General features: G+C 74.1%; 14 protein-coding genes. 8 read left to right on the top strand and 6 right to left on the bottom strand.

Annotated features, from left to right (window positions below; all coding sequences use genetic code 11):
- Window positions 1-12 precede the first annotated feature (12 nt).
- From AHOG_RS12900 to AHOG_RS12885, 4 genes are read left to right on the top strand one after another with little or no spacing between them, the layout of a single operon-like run.
- A complete protein-coding gene (locus AHOG_RS12900) occupies window positions 13-1,287 on the top strand; it encodes a translation initiation factor eIF-2B alpha/beta/delta subunit family protein (RefSeq protein ID WP_245856720.1) in 1,275 nt (424 codons plus the stop codon).
- Window positions 1,284-2,018: an acireductone synthase gene (gene mtnC, locus AHOG_RS12895; RefSeq protein ID WP_093941575.1), complete on the top strand. Its 735-nt coding sequence runs from the start codon at window positions 1,284-1,286 to the stop codon at window positions 2,016-2,018. Before AHOG_RS12900 ends, mtnC begins: the two co-directional genes overlap by 4 nt.
- Complete coding sequence (mtnB, locus tag AHOG_RS12890; RefSeq protein ID WP_245856719.1) at window positions 2,015-2,692, top strand: methylthioribulose 1-phosphate dehydratase; 678 nt, start codon at window positions 2,015-2,017, stop codon at window positions 2,690-2,692. Before mtnC ends, mtnB begins: the two co-directional genes overlap by 4 nt.
- The gene (locus tag AHOG_RS12885; protein ID WP_093941574.1) at window positions 2,692-3,270 is read left to right on the top strand and encodes a 1,2-dihydroxy-3-keto-5-methylthiopentene dioxygenase; all 579 of its coding nucleotides are present in this window, start codon (window positions 2,692-2,694) and stop codon (window positions 3,268-3,270) included. The genes mtnB and AHOG_RS12885 overlap by 1 nt, the downstream gene beginning before the upstream one ends.
- Window positions 3,271-4,356: 1,086 nt before the next feature.
- On the opposite strand, the gene AHOG_RS12875 is transcribed toward AHOG_RS12885, so the two are convergent.
- The 3 genes from AHOG_RS12875 to AHOG_RS12865 all read right to left on the bottom strand — a co-directional run bounded on the left by AHOG_RS12875 (window position 4,357) and on the right by AHOG_RS12865 (window position 8,483).
- Window positions 4,357-5,661 carry a glycosyltransferase gene (locus AHOG_RS12875; protein WP_157736793.1) on the bottom strand — a complete coding sequence of 435 codons (1,305 nt, stop codon included), beginning with the start codon at window positions 5,659-5,661 and terminating at the stop codon, window positions 4,357-4,359.
- 496 nt (window positions 5,662-6,157) lie between these two features.
- Window positions 6,158-7,255, bottom strand: a complete 1,098-nt coding sequence (locus tag AHOG_RS12870) for an alcohol dehydrogenase catalytic domain-containing protein (RefSeq protein ID WP_093941572.1) — start codon at window positions 7,253-7,255, stop codon at window positions 6,158-6,160.
- Between the two features lie 427 nt (window positions 7,256-7,682).
- Complete coding sequence (locus AHOG_RS12865; RefSeq protein WP_093941571.1) at window positions 7,683-8,483, bottom strand: TetR/AcrR family transcriptional regulator; 801 nt, start codon at window positions 8,481-8,483, stop codon at window positions 7,683-7,685.
- A gap of 132 nt (window positions 8,484-8,615) precedes the next feature.
- Here AHOG_RS12865 and AHOG_RS12860 point away from each other — a divergent pair, with 132 nt between their 5' ends.
- The 4 genes from AHOG_RS12860 to AHOG_RS12845 all read left to right on the top strand — a co-directional run bounded on the left by AHOG_RS12860 (window position 8,616) and on the right by AHOG_RS12845 (window position 12,531).
- Complete coding sequence (locus AHOG_RS12860) at window positions 8,616-9,767, top strand: acyl-CoA dehydrogenase family protein (protein ID WP_093941570.1); 1,152 nt, start codon at window positions 8,616-8,618, stop codon at window positions 9,765-9,767.
- 66 nt (window positions 9,768-9,833) lie between these two features.
- The gene (locus AHOG_RS12855; protein ID WP_093941569.1) at window positions 9,834-11,021 is read left to right on the top strand and encodes a thiolase family protein; all 1,188 of its coding nucleotides are present in this window, start codon (window positions 9,834-9,836) and stop codon (window positions 11,019-11,021) included.
- A gap of 173 nt (window positions 11,022-11,194) precedes the next feature.
- Entirely contained in the window at window positions 11,195-11,953 is a 759-nt protein-coding gene (fabG, locus tag AHOG_RS12850; RefSeq protein ID WP_093941568.1) for a 3-oxoacyl-ACP reductase FabG, read from the top strand.
- Window positions 11,950-12,531 carry a MaoC family dehydratase gene (locus tag AHOG_RS12845; protein ID WP_311770128.1) on the top strand — a complete coding sequence of 194 codons (582 nt, stop codon included), beginning with the start codon at window positions 11,950-11,952 and terminating at the stop codon, window positions 12,529-12,531. The genes fabG and AHOG_RS12845 overlap by 4 nt, the downstream gene beginning before the upstream one ends.
- 52 nt (window positions 12,532-12,583) lie before the next feature.
- On the opposite strand, the gene AHOG_RS12840 is transcribed toward AHOG_RS12845, so the two are convergent.
- The 3 genes from AHOG_RS12840 to AHOG_RS12825 form a co-directional block, all read right to left on the bottom strand.
- The gene (locus AHOG_RS12840) at window positions 12,584-13,987 is read right to left on the bottom strand and encodes a PucR family transcriptional regulator (protein WP_211290588.1); all 1,404 of its coding nucleotides are present in this window, start codon (window positions 13,985-13,987) and stop codon (window positions 12,584-12,586) included.
- Between the two features lie 181 nt (window positions 13,988-14,168).
- The gene (locus AHOG_RS12835; RefSeq protein ID WP_157736792.1) at window positions 14,169-17,318 is read right to left on the bottom strand and encodes a helix-turn-helix transcriptional regulator; all 3,150 of its coding nucleotides are present in this window, start codon (window positions 17,316-17,318) and stop codon (window positions 14,169-14,171) included.
- A gap of 662 nt (window positions 17,319-17,980) precedes the next feature.
- The gene (locus tag AHOG_RS12825) at window positions 17,981-18,970 is read right to left on the bottom strand and encodes an NADPH:quinone oxidoreductase family protein (RefSeq protein WP_184450822.1); all 990 of its coding nucleotides are present in this window, start codon (window positions 18,968-18,970) and stop codon (window positions 17,981-17,983) included.
- Window positions 18,971-19,016: the final 46 nt, after the last annotated feature.

The raw sequence follows: 19,016 nt of genomic DNA, 5'->3' as shown, positions 1-19,016 counted from the left end.
GACGAGCCGCGCATGTCCCGACGGCGGACGGCACCACACCCGAGGGCCCGGAACGACGACGTCGACGAACAGGAGCAGACGGAGATGACGGCGGCGGAGCAGCCTTTCGCGACCACCCGGGCGGCCGCGCCCTCGGCCGCCTCGGCGGCGGGGCCGGACGCGACCGAGTCGGGAGAGCCGGGGCCGATCCTGGCGCACAGCGTGCGGCTGGAGGCCGACGGCGTGCACATCCTGGATCGACGGGTCTTCCCGTTCGAGCGACGCTGGGTGCGCTGCCGGACGGCGGAGGACGTCGCGACCGCCATCAGGGACATGGTCACGCAGTCCTCCGGACCGTACTTCGCCGCGCTGTGGGCGATGGTGCTCGCCGCCAGGGAGGCCCGCGGCCTGGACGCGGCGGACGCCCATGCCCGGCTGTCGGCGGCCGGGAGGTCGCTGATCGCCAGCCGCCCCACCAACGACGCGCTGGGCAAGGCGGTCGATCTGGTGTTCCGAGAGCTGATCGAGTCCGGGACGGACGGTCCGGCGCCCCCGGCCGCCGCGCCGGACTCGGGTGCCCCGACGGGCGTGGACGCCACGCGACCGCCCGGGGGCTTCCCGACCGGTGACGCCCTCGTCGAGGCGGCGCTGCGTGGCGCGTGGGCCGGTGAGCAGGACTATCGAGCGCGCAGCAGGGCGTTGGGCGAGTACACCGCGGCGCTGCTGCCCGAGGACGGCGCGGTGCTGACGCACTGTTGGGCCGACCTGTACCTGACCGAGACGGTCGCCGCCGCGCTGCGACGCGGGCGCGCGCCGCGCTTCTTCTGCACCGAGACCCGGCCATATCTCCAGGGCGCCCGGCTCACCGCCGAGACGCTGGCCGAGATGGGCGTCGACGTCACGCTGGTCACCGACGGGATGGGGGCGTCGGTGCTGGCGGAGGGCCTGGTGTCGGCGCTGGTGACGGCGGCCGACCGGGTCACGATGGACGGACACGTGGTCAACAAGGTCGGCACCCTGGGCCTCGCCGTGGCCGCGCACGCCTACGACGTGCCGTTCTACGCGATGGTGCAGACTCCGGACGCGGGCGCGCCCACCGCCACCGACGTGCCCATCGAGTACCGCGACGGCGACGAGGTCTTGCACACCCTGGGCAGGCGCACCGCCAGCCTCCGAGTGCGGGGACACTACCCGGCGTTCGACGTCACCCCGCCGAGATTCGTCACCAGGGTCGTCACCGATCGGGGCGCCCTGGAACCAGGCCTGCTGGCCGACTATCACCGCAACCGAGAGGACACGACGCCATGACCGGCAGTCTGACGGCCCGCTGGGTCGTGGTCGACATCGAAGGGACCCTGACCCCGACGAGCCAGGTGCACGTCGTGCTCTACGACTACGCGCGCCCCCGGCTCGGTCCCTGGATCGACGCCCACCCCGACGACGAACAGGTGCGCGCCGCCGTGGCGGCGACCAAGGCCGACGCGGGCCTGGCCGCCGACGCGGGCACCGCCGAGGTCGTCGCGGTCCTGCACTCCTGGATGGACGCCGACCGCAAGGCCGCCCCGCTCAAGACGCTCCAGGGGCTGATCTGGCAGGAGGGCTACGCACGACGCGAGCTGACCTCCCAGTACTTCCCCGACGCCTTCCCGGCGCTGCGACGCTGGCGCGACGGCGGACTGCGGCTGGCGGTGTTCTCCTCCGGCTCGGTCGCGGGCCAGATCGCCTCCTTCTCCCACAGCAACGAGGGCGACGTCACCGGCCTGTTCGACCACCACTTCGACACGGTCAACGCGGGTCCCAAGCGGGAGGCGCCGTCGTATCGCGCCATCGCGGCGGGACTCGGCGACCCGCCCGCCCGGGAGATCGTGTTCCTCTCCGACGTGCCCGCCGAACTCGACGCCGCCGCCGAGGCCGGCTGGCAGACCGTCGGGCTCGCGAGGCCGGGTGAGCCGTTCGCCGAGGCGGACTTCGGAGCGCACCGGGCGATCGCGTCCTTCGACGAGGTGGAGATCTCGGCCGGGACGGGGGATGACCGATGACCGGTGCGCCCGCGATGTTCACGCCCACGGCCACGCAGCTCGACCAGGCGGGGCGGGCGTTGGCGCAGGAGGCCGCCCGCTATACACGGATGGGTTGGATGCGCGGGACCTCCGGCAACCTGTCGGTGACGCTGAGCCGCGATCCGCTGCGGCTGGCCGTGACCGCCAGCGGCCTCGACAAGGACGAGCTGACGGCACGGGACTTCGTCGTCGTCGACGAGGCAGGCGAGGCGGTGTCCGGCGGACCGGAGCCCGCCCGTAGGCCGTCGGCGGAGGCGGGCCTGCACGCCAGGATCGCCGCCGTCGCCGGGGCGGGCGCCGTCGTGCACGTCCATGTGCTGGCACCGGTGGTCGCGGCACAGCGGTGGCCCTCGGGCGTGGAGCTGCGCGACCTGGAGATGCTCAAGGGGTTCGGCCGCGCCGCCCACGACGACGTGGTGACGGTGCCGGTGGTGCCCAACAGCCAGGACATGACCGTGCTCGGCGATGCGTTCGAGGCGGGGTTCGACCCGGCGACGCCCGCGTTGATCGTCGCTCGGCACGGGCTGTATGTGTGGGGGGACGACCTGCATTCGGCGCGGAATCGCGCGGAGTGCCTGGAGTGGCTGCTCCGGTTCGTCCTGGAGACCGGCGGCGACGCCGGAGAGCACGCGGCGAGAGGCAGGTGGACGTGATGACGTTGTTGACGGTCTGGCCGGAGGACGACCCGACCACGGTGCTGCGACGGACCGAGGATCCGCAGGAGATCCGCGCGGTGCTCGGCGAGCTGCGGGTCCGCTTCGAGCAGTGGCCCGTGGTGGCGGACCTCCCCGCCGAGCCGACCTCCGAGGAGGTGCTCGCCGCCTACCGCGAGCGGGTCGACAAGGTGATCGACGAGCAGGGCTATGTGCTGGTGGACGCGCTGCACATGACGCCGAGCGACGACATCCGATGGCAGGAGAAGGCCGCCGCGGCACGGCAGCGCTTCCTGTCCGAGCACACCCATGACGACGACGAGGACCGGTTCTTCGCCCGAGGCTCCGGAGTCTTCTACCTGCACGTCGACGGGAAGGTGCACGCCGTGCTGTGCGAGGCGGGCGATCTGCTGAGCGTGCCCGCGAACACCACGCACTGGTTCGACATGGGCTCTCGGCCGGATTACGTGTCGGTGCGGTTCTTCCACGACGAAGAGGGCTGGGTGGGCGACTTCGTCGAGAACTCCATCGCCCATCGCTTCCCGAGCTTCGACGAGCTGTCCGCCGGGCGGAGTTGACCGGCAGGCACGGCGAAGCGGCAGGCCGCGCGTGGCTCCGCGCGCGGCCTGCGGCATCGGCCGAGCCGATGGCACGCGACGCCGTCGACGCGGCGTGAATCCTCGGAGCGTCGACGCGGATCGAGGACGCCGCCGGGCGAGTCGGCCGCGCCCCCCGGCGGAGTCGTTCGAGGGGCCGTGTCGGCGTCCGGTCGACCTCGGCCGGTCACGAGGAGCGCCTGCCGGCACGGCCGCGGGGCGGGGTTCGCGAGCGACGTCGCTCCGCAGAAGGACGGCCCGACCGGACGCCGAGGCACAGCGCACCGGGCCGCAGCGGACTGAGCGTCCACCAGACGAACCGACCCCGCCCGATCGCGATCAAGCGAGCGGACCCATCGCAGTCGCCGGGACCCCCTGCTCACCCGGACCCGATCGCCGCACCCTCCGATGATCGGGAACAGCAGTTCCCCGATGTCGCCGTTGACGCCTCGTGCGCCGAGCGCCGGTTCGCCGGAGCCCACGCTGGTGATGAGCATCGCCCGCTTGCCCGCCAGCCTGCCCTCGCCGCCTCGGCGGCGGCGACCGCACCGCGGCAGGCTGCCCTCGGACGAACACGGCCTGGAGATCCGTCCACACCTCTGGGCAGGGGTCGGTCTGGTGCGCGGCGACGCGGGCACCGCGCTCGTCGGCAGCCACTCCGAGGTGACCGATCTGATCGAGGAGTATCACTCGGCAGGTGTCGAGGAGGCGTGTCGTCGGGATACCCGTGTCCGGCGGAGCCCACTGGGTCGGCGCGGGCGTCCGCCCGGAACTGCTCCGCCGGGTCTGCTCGCCTCGCCGCGGCCCGGTGTGGCGCGGGCGCTCGGCGGTCGAGGACGAGAGCGCGGTGACCGGGGGTGTGCCCCGGTCACCGCCTGGCCTGGCGGCGCCGGGCGGGCCGCCGTCGTCTCGTGTCGGCGTGGGGTGCCGGCGAGCCCAGGTTTCCAGCGAGTGCGGGCCGGGTGGGCGGCGGACGACCGGCCGAAGCCCGCCCCCGCCCCGGCCCTGCCCGGGCGAGACCGCCGCGTCGCCTCGGCAGGGTCCAGGGCGCGCGGCCAGGGCCGCCGGTCAGGATCTCCCCGACGCGGTGCCGGGTCGGGAGACCGTTGCGCCGTCCCGTCGACCCGGATCGCCGCCTCGGACCTCCGGCGACGGCGGAGCGAGTTCGGCGAGCCGGTCGAGAAGCGCCGCCGGACCCGGCATCGCCTCGATCTCGGCGCGGATCGCGGCACAGCCGCGGCGGATCTCCTCGGCCCCGAGGACGTGATCCAGGCTGTCGGTCAGCGTCGCCACGTCCAGATCACGCTCGGCGAGGACGACGCCCGCCCCGCCGCGACGGACGGCGTCGGCGTTGAGCGGCTGGTCGGCCATCCTCGGCAGGACGAGTTGCGGCGTGCCGTGCGCGAAGGCGGTGAAGGTGGTGCCCGATCCACCGTGGTGGACGACCACCGAACAGTCCGGCAGCACCGAGCTGAGCGGCACCCAGCCGGACATGATGACGTTCGAGGGCAGCCTGTGTCGGATCGACTCGTCCGGGGTGTCGACGGCGAGCACCACCTCGGCGTCGCGGGCCGCCGCCACCGCGATCGCCGCCTGAACGACCTCGTCCGCGCCCGCACCGGGGAGGACCGAGCCCATCGTCAGACAGATTCGCGGCCGCCGCGGAACGGCGCAGACCAGGTCGCTCAGCAGCGCGCCGCCGTTGTACGGGACGTAGCGCAGCGGCAGTCCCCTGGCCGATCTCGGGGGCCGGAGGGTCTCGGGACAGAGGTCTACGACCGCGGCGGGCGGTTCAAGCCGACCAGACACGCCGTGACGCGTCGCGACGTCGTCGAGCACCCCCAGCAGACCGGTCGCGGGCGGATGCGGCAGCCCCATGCCGTGCAGCACCGAGGGGATGCCGACGGCGGTCGCGGCGATCTCGCCCGCGGCGAGGAACGAGGTGAACATCAGGAGGTCGGCTCGCCAGTCTCGGGCGATGCGCACGGTCCCGTCGATCATCCGACCGCTCACGGCGAACAGCGAGGCCAGGAAGTCGGCGTCCTCGGCGGGTCGGTGGTCGCGGACGGTGGACCACGAGCTGCCGAACGCGCTGGTCATCCCCTGCCACTGGACGGCGGCGTCGCCCTCGGTGGTGTGCTCGCCCTCGGCACGACGGGCCAGGGCACGTGGGGCCAGCTGGTGATAACCGGCGGTGGCACTGCCGTCGGGCGAGACGTCGACGGCGGGTAAGCCGGAGCGGACGGCCATGTCCAGACTCGGTCCGGTGGTCGCCACCAGGATCTCGTGGCCTGCGGCACGGGCCGCCCACATCGTCGGCACGGCGGGCAGCAGATGCCCGACACCGGGAGCAGCCACCAGGAGTATCCGCATCGATCTCCTTTCTCGGGCCCGACGCCTCGGATGCGTCGGGGGTGCGGCGGCCGTCGACGAAACGGACAGTTGATCACCGCTGAGCGAGCTTCTCGTGTCGTCATGGGACAAGACAAGCCACGATCGGCGGACTTCACCGGACATCGAGCGAATCTTCAGCCGCCTTCGAGATCTCTCCACTGCCGGCGACCGGGCGTGCCCGGCGTGCCCGGCGTGCGACGGTCGCCCGGCGATGTCCCGGGCCGGGACCCGACGGCGGTCGACCGCGGCGAACCCGCACACGGCACCGAGACGACGAGCGCCGACGTGGCGGGCGCCGGCCGCGACCGACGTGGCGGACCCGTCGGAGGCGGCGGACCCGGATGCGGGCCGCGACGAAGCCGGCCCCGGCGAGGCGAGACAGGACGGAGCGAGACACGGCGGGACGGGGCGACGCCGCGGTGCCGTCTCCGGCCGGTCCCGGCGGCGCACCCGCGTCCGCGGGCGGTGCGCGGCGTCAGTCCGGGAAGGACACCACCGAGCGGGCGCCCTCGCCTCGAACAAGTCGGTCGACGGCCGATGGCGCCTCGGCCAGCGAGATGCGGTGCGTGATCAACGGGGACACGTCGAGCGTCCCGGCGAGGACGTCCCGCGCCAGCAGAGGCACGTCGCGGTCGGGGTCCGCCGCGCCGTACACCGACGAGCGCAGTACCCGGCCGGAGTGGAAGACGTCCAGCGCGCTGAGGCTGATCAGGTCGTCCCGTGCGCCCATGCCGACCACGATCACTCCGCCGCCGCGCCGCACCGAGCGCCACGCGGTCTCGATGGTCTTCCCCCGGCCGACGCATTCGAAGGCATGGTCGGCTCCCCTGCCGTCGGTGAGACTCCGGACGGCACGGACGAGGCCGCCGTCGGAGACGAGGAAGTCGGTCGCGCCCGCCGCCATCGCCGGGCCGCGTTTGGACTCCGCGACGTCCACGGCCACGATCCGCCCCGCGCCCGCGTCGCGCGCCGCCAGGACCGCGGACAGGCCCACCCCGCCGAGGCCGATGATCACGACGGACTCCCCCGCCGTGACCCGCGCGGTGTTGCGCACCGCGCCGACCCCGGTGAGCACCGCGCAGCCCAGCAGCGCGGCCTCTTCGAAGGGCAGTTCGGCGGGTACCGGGATGACCGCGTGCCGCGGCACCACGATCTCCTCGGCGAGCGCGCCGAGACCGAGCGTGACGTGCAGCGCCTCGCCGTCCGCGGTGGTGCCGCGCGCCGAGGACGGTCTGCCGGAGGTGTCACAGAACCACGGTCTGCCCGCCGCGCAGTGCCAGCACGTGCGGCAGGCGGGCGACCAGTTGAGTACGACGTGCTCGCCACCGGAGACCCGGTCGGTGCCGGGCCCGACATCGGTGACGACTCCCGCCGCCTCGTGGCCGAGCACCAGGGGGAAGGACGGCGCGAGGGTGCCGTCGATCATCGCGAGATCGGAGTGGCAGACGCCCGCGGCTCGAATCCGGACGCGGACCTCGCCGGGTCCGGGAGCGGGCAGCCGTATCCGCTCCACGGCGGGCGGCTGATCCTGACGACGCGCCAGCAGCGCCGAGACGAGACGATCGCCGCTCATCGTCGCGTCGTCCGGTTCTCGGTGACCACGGCGACGAGGAGAGCATCGGAGGCCCGCCCGAGTCCGCGTGATCGGCGCCGTCCGCCCGGCGATCGGGGCCCGTCGACGGCGGCCGGGCGTGTGCTCGATGCTCGCGCCCGATCGGCGGCAGACCAGGGTGCGTCTGTGCGGGGGCGACGCTGCTCGGCGGTCGGGACGGTCCCGGTGTCAGGTCCGGGCGAGTCCGTCCGCCGTTCGTCCGGCATGCGCCTGCCTCGGCCGGCGTATGGCGCCGTCCCCGCTGATGTGCCGACGTCTGCGCTGGTCATGGCATCCCTGCTGGTCGAGCGCCGGAGTGGACGGCGACAATGGACTAGCGACGCTAGTTTTCACCTTAACCCCGCGACGGCTCGCACCGGTAGGCCCCGTGACCGGAAGATCGAGGCACTCAGCCTCGCGGTCGTCCGGCCTTCACCGCCCCGGTCGTCTCGGAGCCGGCGGTCTCGGGACCGCCGGTCCCGACGCCGGTCGGCTCGGGCCGGTCGACGGCGCCCGACTCGACGGCGCCCGATTCGGCGAAGGCCTGCGCCACAGGACGTCCCGCCGCCGCGGGCGGTGAGCCGACGACCTCCGCGTAGAGCTCGCGCAACCCGGCGAGGAGCATGTCGACGCCGAGGGCGAACGCGCCCTCGTCGACGCTGCGCTGGTGATCGGCGAGCAGATGGGCCTGCGACAGATGCGGATAGCGGTCGTGTTCGTAGAGCGCCGGATCGGCGTCGAAACCCCGCGCGAAGGAGCCCAGCGCCGAACCCGCCACGACGTAGCGCATCACCGCGCCGATGTGGGTGGCGCGGGCGGGCGGCCAGCCCGCGGCCACGAGTCCGCCGTAGACCGCGTCGGCCATCGACAGGGCGGCGGGTCGCCGTCCCGGACCTCTGATCAGGACGGGGACGACGTTGGGGTGCGCGGCCAGGGCGTCTCGGTAGGAGTGCGCCCAGCGCCGGAGGGCCGTGCACCAGTCGTGATCGGCGAAGAAGGAGACGTCGACCCGCGCGATGATCGCGTCGGCGACGGCGTCGAGAATCTCGTTCTTGGTCGCGAAGTGGTTGTAGAGCGAGGGACCCCGGACGCCGAGTTCGAGCGCGAGGCGTCGCGTGGAGAAGGCGTCGAGCCCGTCTGCGTCGATCAGCGCCGTAGCGGCCTCGACGATGCGTGCCCTGCTCAGCCGGGGCTGACGCGGCCGAGCCATCAGACGACCTCCTCCGGCGGCGGGACGACGACCGCCGCGCGTCGAACTCTAGTCGCCCTCACCCCTGGACGCCGAGAAACTTCCACCGCTAGTTTAAGGGAGAGATCGCGATCCCCGGACGCCGGAGGCGACATGGATCTGACCCTCTCACCGGAGCAGACGGCCCTGCGCCGCCTCGCCGCCGACTTCGTCGAGCGAGAGGTGCGGCCGCACGCCGCCGACTGGGACCGCCGCGAGTCCATCGACCCCGATCTGATCCCCCGCCTCGGCGAGGCGGGATTCCTGGGCATGACGATCCCCGAGTCCTACGGCGGTTCGGGCGGCGACCACCTGTCCTACTGCCTGGTCCTCGAGGAGCTCGGCCGCGCGGACTCCTCGGTGCGCGGCGTCGTCTCGGTGTCGCTGGGCCTGGTGGCCGCGACGATCCTCGCGCACGGCACGGAGGGCCAGCGCCGTCGCTGGCTGCCCGCGCTGTGCTCCGGTGCGGCGATCGGCTGCTTCGCCCTGTCCGAACCGGACGCCGGCTCCGACGCCGCCTCGCTGCGCACCCGCGCCCGCAGGCACGGCGACGGCTGGCTGCTGAGCGGGGCGAAGACCTTCATCACCAACGGCACCTGGGCGCGGGTCTGCCTGGTCTTCGCGCGGACCGGCGATCCGGGCCCCCAGGGCGTCACCGCGTTCCTGGTGCCCGCCGACTCTCCCGGGCTGACCCGGCGGGAGATCCACGGCAAGCTCGGCCTGCGCGGCCAGGCGACGGCCGAGCTGACCTTCGACGACGTGCCGCTGCCCGACTCAGCACGGCTCGGCGAGCTCGACCGAGGCTTCGGCATCGCGATGTCGGCGCTGGCCAAGGGCCGGATGTCGGTGGCGGCCGGCTGCGTCGGAGTGGCGCAGGGCTCGCTGGACGCGGCGGTGGCCTACTCCCGAGAGCGGGAGCAGTTCGGCAAACCGATCGCGGGTCATCAACTCGTGCAACGGCTGCTCGCCTCGATCGCCGTGGACACCGCCGCCGCGCGGCTGCTGGTCTGGCGGACGGCCGATCTGCTCGACCGAGGCCTGCCCTTCGAGACCGAGTCCTCGATGGCCAAGCTCTTCGCAGGCGAGGCCGCCGTGCGGGCAGCCGACAACGCGGTGCAGGTCTTCGGCGGCGCGGGATATCTCGACGAGTTCCCGGTGGCCAGACACCTCCGCGACGCTCGCGTCACCACCCTGTACGAGGGCACCACCGAGATCCAACAGCTGATCATCGGACGGGCACTGACCGGCGTCAGCGCCTTCCGGTGACCGGACGACGCCACACCGGCGCCCGTCTCGTTCCCACCCGCCGACCGCCCCGGAGGAGCCCCGACCATGCGCGCCGTCCACTTCGTCGCCGCCCGCCGCACCCCGATCGGCAGACTGCGCGGGGCGTTGAGCACCGTCCGTCCCGACGAGCTGGCCGCCCAGGTCATCGCCGGGCTGCTCGCCGACGTGCCCACGCTGGAGCCCGCCAGGATCGACGACGTCTACTGGGGAGCGGCCAACCAGTCCGGCGAGGACAATCGGAACGTGGCCAGGATGGCGACCCTGCTCGCGGGTCTGCCGGACTCGGTGCCCGGAGCGACGGTGAACCGGTTGTGCGCCTCCGGCTTGGAGGCGGTCGTCACCGGGGCGCGAGCGATCGCCTCCGGAGAGGTCGACGTCGTGCTCGCGGGCGGCTCGGAGTCGATGAGCCGCGCGCCGTTCGTGCTGCCGCGTCCTGCGGACGGGCTGCCGCCGACGATGGAACTGGCCGACACCCGGCTCGGCTGGCGGCTGGTGCACGAGCGGATGGGCGAGCGACACGGCGTGTTGTCGATGGGTGAGACGGCCGAGCAGGTCGCGGCCCGGTGTTCGATCTCGCGAGCGCGACAGGACGCCTTCGCGCTGCGCAGCCATCGCAGGGCGGCCGAGGCGCGGGCGGCGGGCCGGTTCGCCGATGAGCTGCTGCCGGTCCGCACCCCGGACGGTTCGCTGGTCGACACCGACGAAGGCATCCGTGAGGACACCTCGGCGGAACGGCTGGCGCGGCTGCGGCCCGTGTTCCGCGCCGAGGGCACCGTGACGGCGGGCAACTCCTCACCGCTCAACGACGGCGCCGCCTGCCTGCTGCTGGTGAGCGACTCGGCGCTGGCCGACCTCGGGGTCGCACCGCTGGGCCGCTATGCGGGCGGCGCCAGCGTCGGCGTGCATCCGGACGTCATGGGGCTCGGCCCGGTGCCCGCCGTCCGCGCGGTGACCGCCCGGACGGGCAGGCGTGTGACGGATCTCGACGCGGTGGAGGTCAACGAGGCCTTCGCCGCGCAGACACTGGCCGTCGTCGACGCGCTGGACCTGCCCGAGGACTTGGTGAATCCCGACGGCGGCGCCATCGCCCTGGGCCATCCGCTCGGCTGCTCCGGCGCCCGCATCCTCACCACGCTGCTGCATCGCATGCGGCGGACCGGCGCACGGCGGGGTCTGGCGACGCTGTGCGTCGGCGTGGGTCAGGGCACGGCGGTGCTCGTCGACGGCAACTGATCGACCGCCGCCGGGGTCGCCGCCGCCGTCGGGGGACGACGCGGCGGGCGGGCCTGCGCCGCCGGCGAGGCAGCGAGGGCGGCGGAGGCGCGACACCCGGCACCGCAGGGAACGCCATGGCACCGGACCGAGAGACGACCGAGACAGCATTCGTTGGACAGAAGGGGATCACCGTGAGCAGATTCGCCGACCGAGTCGCCGTCGTCACCGGTGCCGCGCAGGGCATCGGCGCCGCCGCGGCACGCAGCCTGGCCGCCGACGGCGCGACGGTGGCCGTGGTCGACCTGACCGAGGACCGAGCACGCCCCGTCGCCGAGGAGATCGCGGCGGCGGGCGGCAGCGCCGTGGCGATCGGCTGCGACGTCGCCGTGGAGGATGACGTGACGGCGATGACCGCCCACGTCGTGGACCGGTTCGGCAGACTCGACATTCTGATCAACAATGCCGGGATCACCAGGGACAACCTGCTGTTCAAGATGCCCGCGGCCGAGTGGGACGCGGTCATCACGACGAATCTGACCAGCATGTTCCTGTGCTGCCACGCCGCGCAGGGGCCGATGGTGGCCGCCGGATACGGTCGCATCGTCAATCTCAGCAGCCGCTCGGCGCTGGGCGCCCGCGGCCAGGTCAACTACGCGGCCGCCAAGGCGGGCGTCCAGGGTCTGACGGCGACGCTGGCGATCGAGCTGGGCCCCTTCGGGGTGACGGTGAACGCCGTGGCACCCGGCTACATCGACACCGCGATGACGGCGGCCACCGCCCGGCGGGTCGGGCTGGAGGCCGCCGAGCATCAGCGGCGAGCCGCCGAGCAGATCCCCCTCCGCCGGGTGGGCAGGCCCGCCGAGGTGGCGGAGGTGATCGCCTTCCTCGCCTCCGACGCGGCCTCCTACGTCAGCGGCCAGACGATCTACGTCAACGGCGGCGCGCGGTGACCGCCCGTGAGGGAGCCGAGCCGGACCCGGTCGGGCCGCCGCCGTCGGAACAGCCGGGCGTACCGGCCACGACCGGCCGCCTGCCCGATGCCGGGCCGCACGCCTCCGAGGAGCCGCCGCGGATCTTCGCCTCGTTCGCCGACCTGATCGAGGCGGTGGGCACCGTCATCGGCCCCGGTCCGTGGGAGCCGATCGAGCAGGCCAGGGTGGACGCGTTCGCCGAGGCGACCGACGATCGACAGTGGATCCACACCGACCCGGAGCGGGCGGCGAAGGGGCCCTTCGGCGGGACGGTCGCCCACGGCTACCTGACCCTGTCGCTGCTGCCGAAGCTCAACCGAGGCCTGTACCGCGTGGCGGGCCTGCGGGCCGGGGTCAACTACGGCCTCAACCGGGTGCGGTTCCCCGCGCCGCTGCGCACGGGAAGCGTCGTCCGCGCCGTCAGCCGGATCGACGAGGCGACGCCGCTCGCCGACGGGGCGCTCGCGCTCGTCGCGACCGTCACCGTCACGGCCCGAGGCGCCGAGCGGCCGTGCTGCGTGGCACAGACCGTCTCCCGGCTCTACCCGGACGGCTGATCGGCGGCACGGCGCGGCAGGACTCGGCCGCGCCGTGCCCGTTCGGCACGCATCAGCACCGGCCCGCCGACGCCTGCCGCGCGGGCGACCCGGCGGGCAGGACACGGCGGGCCTCCAGTGCCAGGGACAACTCGACGAGATCACGGGGCCGGTTCAGCGATCGGCCGGTGAGCTGCTCGAAGCGACGCAGCCGATTCAGCACGGTGTTGCGGTGGCAGAACAGCTGCGTTCCCGCCCGCAACGCCGATCCGTCGCTGTCGAGCCAGGCCGTCACCGTGGACAGCAGCAGCTCCCGATCGGGCGGGTCCAAGGCAAGGACGGGACCGAGTGCCCGCTCGATGAGGGCGGCGCCCAGGTCGGGGCAGGAGACGGCCATCGCGGCGGGGAGGTGGTCGTGCAGCAGCGCGGCCTCCCCGTCACGGGTGCAGGTGGTCACCGCGATCTCGGCGAGTCGACAGGCCGAGCCCAGCGCCGCCAGACCGCTCGCCACCGGGCTGATGCCCGCCCGGCCCCCGGTCGGAACACGCAGCGACCGGGCCAGCTCCTCGACGCCGTGGTCGTCTCCCAACAGCACGATGCCCCGGTCGGACTCCACGCCGATGTGCCAGACGATGCGGGCACCCGCCACCGACGGCGGCAGGAACGAACCCCGATAGGAGCTGCGTTCGCCCCCCGCGACGACGACCACCGCGTAGCGTCCGTGCTCCGGCAGGTCGAGCGCGGCGGCGACCGCCGGGACGTCGGCGATGCGTGCCGCCCCGTCGAGCAGCGCCCCCACCAGGGCACGCAGCCGCTCGTGTCGACGGCGGGTCAGTCTCGTCTCGACCTGGCGATAGGCCTCGGCGACGAGCCCGCAGTGCTCGTCGACGAAGTTCCAGACGTCGGCGGCCACGTGGACGAGCAGGTGGACGTCCTCGGGATCGTCGCGGGTCGCGGTCTCCACGAGGCCCTGCCAGACGATGCCGCCGCCGAGCCTGAAGGCGTGCAGCAGGGCGTCCAACGGGATGCCCTGCTCGGCACGCTGGGCGCCGATCCGCCAGGAGCATCGCCGGGCGGGCTCGCGCGTCTCCTTCGGCCGCAGCAGGGCGCGAACGTTGTTCTCCAGCGACTCGTGCACCTCGTGCCACAGTTCGTCCGGGTCGACCGCCGCCGCCCGGTAGGCCGCCTCCTGTGCTCGCAGCGACGTCACCAGCCGATCGGTCAGCTCACCGAGTTCGCTGAGCAGCACGGCGGCGGTCCGGTGCAGCAGGGCGACCGCCGCCCCGTCGGCCCTGGATCGGATGGGCGGTCTCGCCTCGGGAAGGCCGGGCAGCGCACGGGCGTCCAGACCGGACGATCGAGAGAGTGTCGATTCGGTCCGCGTCGCGACACGCCGCAGTCGCCCGCCGAACAGCGGCGAGCCGAGGTGGTCGGCGGGCTCGACGTCCATCCGGCCCGCCGTAGTCGGTCTCACCATGGCCCTCCCTCGACTCGGACATGCCGCAGGCTCGCGACCGCGGCGCCGCCGTCCGAGGGCGACGCGGCGGGGGCGTGAGGCGGTCCGGTGTGACACACGCCGCCGCGCCCGGCCGTCCGCCGTCGTCTCGGTTCGACGGCCGCTGGACGACACACGGCGAGCGCGGCGGCTCCGGCGCGGCTCACGACGGCCCCCGCGGCCGGCTGCGCACCTCGGCCGAGCCCGCCGCGCGCATGGTTTCCCGGAGCGACGGTTCGTGCGAGGCGGGATCGCGCGGCGATCTGCCCGCCGTCGAGGCCCCCGCCGTCGAGTCTCCCGCCGTCGATCGCGCCGACCTGGTCCCTCTCGCGGTCGAGCCACGCGGGCCGGGGGGCAGGGGCGTCCCGACCGCGCTCCCGGCCCGCCCCGACCGGGCGGCCTCGACCGGGTCGTCGCCCTCCATGGCCAGCGCGTGCACCAGCTCGACCCTGGACCGCACTCCGAGCGCGGCGAACACGTTGCGCAGGTGGTGATCGATGGTGCGCGGGCTCAGACACAGCGTCGAGGCGACCTCGCGGTTGGTCGCCCCCGCCGCGACGTGACGTGAGATCCGCAGCTGCTGCGGGGTGAGTCTGCCCACGAGACCACCGCGGCCCTCGGGGCCGATGCCCGTCGCGCGCAGCTCGTCACGCACCCGGTCGGCCCAGATCCGAGCCCCGCACGCCTCGAAGTGTCGGAGCGCGTTGCGCAGCCGCTCGCGTGCCTCCCGTCGTCGTCGCCGCCTGCGCAGGAACTCACCGTGCAGCCGGAGGGTCCTGGCGTACTCGAACTCGGTGCCCGACGCCTCGTGCAGCCGCAGGGCCGCGCCGAACGCGGCGTCCGCCTCGGCCGGGTCGGCCACCAGCAGCGCCCGACAGCGCAACGCCTGGGCGAGCGCCGCCGCGTCCCCGACCGCACGCGCCCGCTCCTCGAAGCGCCGCAGCAGCCGATCGACGGGGCGTGGATCACAGGCGAGCACCGAGGCCTCCACCAGACACGGGACGGCCAGGAGGCGCATCGCGAAGTGACCACGCCCTGCGCTTCCCTGGACCAGCGGGAACAGCCGATCCGCCGCGTCCTTCGGTCGGGACAGCGACAGATCCAGCCGCGCGAGACTCCATTCGGCCAGGCTCACGGCCATCGCCAGCCCCCTGGAGCGTCCCGCCTCGATGACGGCGGTCGCGTGCTCTCGACAGCCTGCCGCGTCGCCCGCGACGGCGGCGGACATCGCCGCCGCGGCCCGCAGATGCAGGGCGCAGTTGGTCTGGCCCGCCGCGCGGGCGGCGGCGAGTCCCGCGATCGCGTGCTCGGCGGCTCTCGCGTGCTCGCCGAGACGCAGCTCCGCATAGACCAGCAGCTCCAGCGCGGGCGGGAGGAGCGCCGTCCGACCGTCCACCCTGGCCAGAGCCACCGCCCTGCTGCTCGCCCGCCTCGCGAGCCTCGACGCGCCCAGGACCACGGCGTTGGCGGCGATGCCGAGCAGCTCCTCCAGCGTGGCCTCGCCCACCACCCGACCGCCCGACTCCCGCAGGATGCCGCCCACCCCGCGGCGACCACCACGAAGAACCCGCGCCGCACCGGCCACACCACCCGACCACCGGACACACCCCATCCGGACACCCGAGACACCCGACGCCGCGACCGCCGCCAGCCCACGACGATCCCCCGCCGCCCAACAGGCCTCCGCCGCCCGCGCGAGCGCCTCCGCCGCCGGCTCCGGCGACTCGCGTAACAGGTCCGCGGCCAGCAGCAGGGCCTCCCTGGCGTCCTCGACGATGCCGTCCCGCAGCTCGACGAGGCCCCGCAGATACTCGGTGCGCCCTCGCAGCGACGGCGGGGACGACGGCGGCGGATCCGATCGCGCGAGTAGTGATCGGACCCGATCGGTGCGACCCGCCGCCCAGGCGTGTTCGGCGGCGCGCACCAGTCGGGCGGCACGACGATCCGGGTCGTCGGTCAGCGCGGCGGCCGCGGCCAGCGCGTCCGCGCAGGCCATCGGGTCGACGCCCGCGGCGGTGTCCGAGAAGACGCGGTCGACGGCCGTCTCGATCGCGTCGGCCAGCGCGGCGTCGGTCCCGATGACGGCGGCGGCCCGGTGCCGGAGCGCGGGCAGCGACCGACCGGGATCGCCCGCCGCGGCCGCCAGCAGCCCGTGCGCCGATCGGCGTCGCCCCTGGGGCTCACCGCGATACACCACCTCGGCCAGCAGTCGATCGGCGAAGATCAGCGTCGGTCCGTCCACGGCGACCAGCCCGCGGGACTCGGCGGGCTCCAGAGCACAGGCGCGCAATCCGGCAGGAGCCGCCGCGCGCAGCAGGACGCCGAGGTCCACGGCGCCGGTGACCTCCCGTTCCGCCGCGGCGAGCAGGAGCAGCATCCGGGTGTCCTCGGGCAGCCCGGCGAGGCGGGTCCGGTGCAGCCAGGCCAACGACTCCTCGGGCAGCAGATGCCGGGGCAGCGGCAGGGAGCCCGCGAGCTGGCCGGGAGCGAGCCCGGCGACCAGCTCGGCCAGCAGCCGAGGAACGCCCCCGCCGCTGCGCAACAGCAGTTCCCGGACCGCGGGTCGCAGCGGGCCCGGCGCGAGCTCGTCCAGCAGCGCGGCGGCATCGGCGTCGGCGAGCGGCCGAAGCCTGCACACCGGGATCTCCGGCGGCCACGGCCGGGTGTCCTCGCCTGCCGTCAGCAGCACGGTCACCCGGTGAGCGGGTGTCAGTCGTCGGACGGCGAAGGACAGCGCCGCGCGGGAGGCGGCGTCCAGCTGGTCGGCGTCGTCGACGCAACAGAGCAGGCCGCCCTCGGTCGCGAGGGCGGTCCACACGTGCAGCAGGGCACGGCCGACCCGACCGGTGTCGGTCTCCGGCGACTCGCGTGGGACCGGCACCGCAGGCGCCAAGGCCGTCGGAAGCGGTGCCCGTATCGAGGAGTCCGACAGCCGTGGACGCGGTTCGGTGCCGACGACGAATTCCGTCTCGTCGTGGTCGGAGTACTGGTCGACGAGGTCCATGGCGGCCGCCAGCGGTCGGGTCCTCGCATCGCCGAGGGCATGCAGTCGATCGGCGACCGGCCGCAGCAGCGCGTGCAGCCCGCTGTGCCGGAGGTTCGACTCGGCGGGCACCGCGCGGGTGCGCAGCACGGTCGCCGCGGGCACGCACCGCGCGCCGTGTTCGAGCATGGTGGTGCGCCCCAGGCCCGGGGAGCCGACGAGGAGCAGGGCGCCGCCGTGTCCGTCGCGGGCCCGTCTGCCCAGCTCGTCGATCGCCGTTCGTTCGGCGGCCCTGCCGTGTACTCGGATACCGACCGCCCTGTCAGGCATTCCGATCACCCGGATCAAGTTACTCACGGGTCAGGTGCCGGGGAAGGGGCGAGCGCACCGCCGGTCGTCGGACCCGTGCTCCTTCTGAACCGTGACGGTCGGTGAAAGGCACTGATCAGAGATCCGGTGCCCGCACGCCGGGCCGCGGCGCGGGCGAGAGCATCCTGTGACCGCTCACATCGGGAGCGCCGCGGCCCTGGGCACCGTGACAGATCGGCACGGGCCGAGCCGGCCGAACACGACGGCGGGCACGGTGAGACTCGACTCGACCGGGTGTGATGCCGCGTCGTCCGACGCGGTCTCGATGATCGTCCGCTCCGCGAGCGGCGCGAGACGGCCGCTGCCCTGTGTGGTGAGCACGGCGCCCGAGTCGGCGCTGCCCGGCGTCTCACGGCGCGCGATCGACTCGGTGCGGTCGTCCCGACGAGACGTCTTCTCCAGGTGGTGTGAGCGATGGACGCCTGGACGAAGCCCGTCGGGAACGACCGCCTTACCGAGAGCCGGTCCGAGAACAGGCTGACGCCCGCATCGCACCGCCGCACCGTCCCGCCGAGCCGCGACGCCGACGTGACACGACTCCGGCGACCGACTCGGGTCCGCCGTCCCCGTCCCGACGGAACACGGCGGACCCAGCGGGGCCGCCGACGGGCCTTCGCGCCGCCTCAGCGGCCCGGCTCGACGACCAGCCTGCCGACGGTACGGCCGTCGGCGAGCCGTTGGAGCGCCTCCGGAACGGCGTCCAGGCCGACCCGTTCGGCGACCAGCGGTCGTACCGTCCCCTCCGCCGCCAGCCTGCTCAACTCCAGATGGGCCGCCGCCACCGCGTTCGGATCGCGCCGGGCGTACAGCCCCCAGTGCAGGCCCAGGATCGAGTAGTTCTTCACCAAGGCATGGTTGAGTCCCGGCTGCGGGATCACCCCGCCCGCGAATCCCACCACGACGATGCGGCCCTCGAAGGCGATGCACTTGGTGGAGCGCTGGTACGAGTCGCCGCCGACGGGGTCGTAGACGACGTCGGCGCCCCGCCCGTCGGTGGCCTCGTTCACCACGTCGACGAAGTCCGCCTCTCCCCGCACCACGACGAGGTCGGCACCCGACTCACGCGCCACCTCGGCCTTGGCGGCGCTGCCGACGACCCCGACGACCGTGGCGCCCGCCGCCGCGCCGAGCTGGACGGCGGCGCTGCCCACCCCGCCCGCGGCGGCGTGCACGAGCAGGACCTCGCCCGCCCGCAGCCCGGCCCGCCGATGCAGCCCGAACCAGCCCGTCTGATATCCGATGCACAACGCGGAGGCCTCCGCGTCGCTGAGCGCCCGCGGCGCGGGCAGGACGGCGTCGGCGGCCATCACGGTGTACTCGCCGAACGCCCCGTGCGGCAGCACGGACAAACCGATCACCCGGTCGCCGACCACCGGGCCGAACGCCTCCGGCCCGAGCTCGACGACCTCGCCGCACAGCTCCACACCGGGGGTGAAGGGCAGCGGCGGCCGCACCTGGTACCGCCCCCGGCAGAGCAGCACGTCGGCGAAGTTGACGGCGGCGGCGAGCACCCGTACCAGCACCTGACCCGGCCCGACCACCGGGATCTCGACGTCCGCCCTGGTGAGCACGGCACCCGGCTCACCGGGTTCGTGGACCTGCCAGACCCGCACGAGTCCTCCTTCATCACGAGGCGGGGCGCCACGCACGGGGTCCGCC

Origin of the sequence: Actinoalloteichus hoggarensis, assembly GCF_002234535.1 — a bacterium.
In the GTDB taxonomy this organism is placed as follows: Bacteria; Actinomycetota; Actinomycetes; order Mycobacteriales; family Pseudonocardiaceae; genus Actinoalloteichus_A; species Actinoalloteichus_A hoggarensis.
Note: the sequence above shows the minus strand (reverse complement) of the source record. Positions and strands in the feature narration are given on the sequence as shown.

Bases quoted from the DNA above. Each gene is read 5' to 3' on its own strand.
- AHOG_RS12900 (WP_245856720.1), top strand. From the start codon at position 13: ATGTCCCGACGGCGGACGGCACCACACCCGAGGGCCCGGAACGACGAC.
- mtnC (WP_093941575.1), top strand. From the start codon at position 1,284: ATGACCGGCAGTCTGACGGCCCGCTGGGTCGTGGTCGACATCGAAGGG.
- mtnB (WP_245856719.1), top strand. From the start codon at position 2,015: ATGACCGGTGCGCCCGCGATGTTCACGCCCACGGCCACGCAGCTCGAC.
- AHOG_RS12885 (WP_093941574.1), top strand. From the start codon at position 2,692: ATGACGTTGTTGACGGTCTGGCCGGAGGACGACCCGACCACGGTGCTG.
- AHOG_RS12875 (WP_157736793.1), bottom strand. From the start codon at position 5,661: ATGCGGATACTCCTGGTGGCTGCTCCCGGTGTCGGGCATCTGCTGCCC.
- AHOG_RS12870 (WP_093941572.1), bottom strand. From the start codon at position 7,255: ATGAGCGGCGATCGTCTCGTCTCGGCGCTGCTGGCGCGTCGTCAGGAT.
- AHOG_RS12865 (WP_093941571.1), bottom strand. From the start codon at position 8,483: ATGGCTCGGCCGCGTCAGCCCCGGCTGAGCAGGGCACGCATCGTCGAG.
- AHOG_RS12860 (WP_093941570.1), top strand. From the start codon at position 8,616: ATGGATCTGACCCTCTCACCGGAGCAGACGGCCCTGCGCCGCCTCGCC.
- AHOG_RS12855 (WP_093941569.1), top strand. From the start codon at position 9,834: ATGCGCGCCGTCCACTTCGTCGCCGCCCGCCGCACCCCGATCGGCAGA.
- AHOG_RS12840 (WP_211290588.1), bottom strand. From the start codon at position 13,987: ATGGTGAGACCGACTACGGCGGGCCGGATGGACGTCGAGCCCGCCGAC.
- AHOG_RS12835 (WP_157736792.1), bottom strand. From the start codon at position 17,318: ATGCCTGACAGGGCGGTCGGTATCCGAGTACACGGCAGGGCCGCCGAA.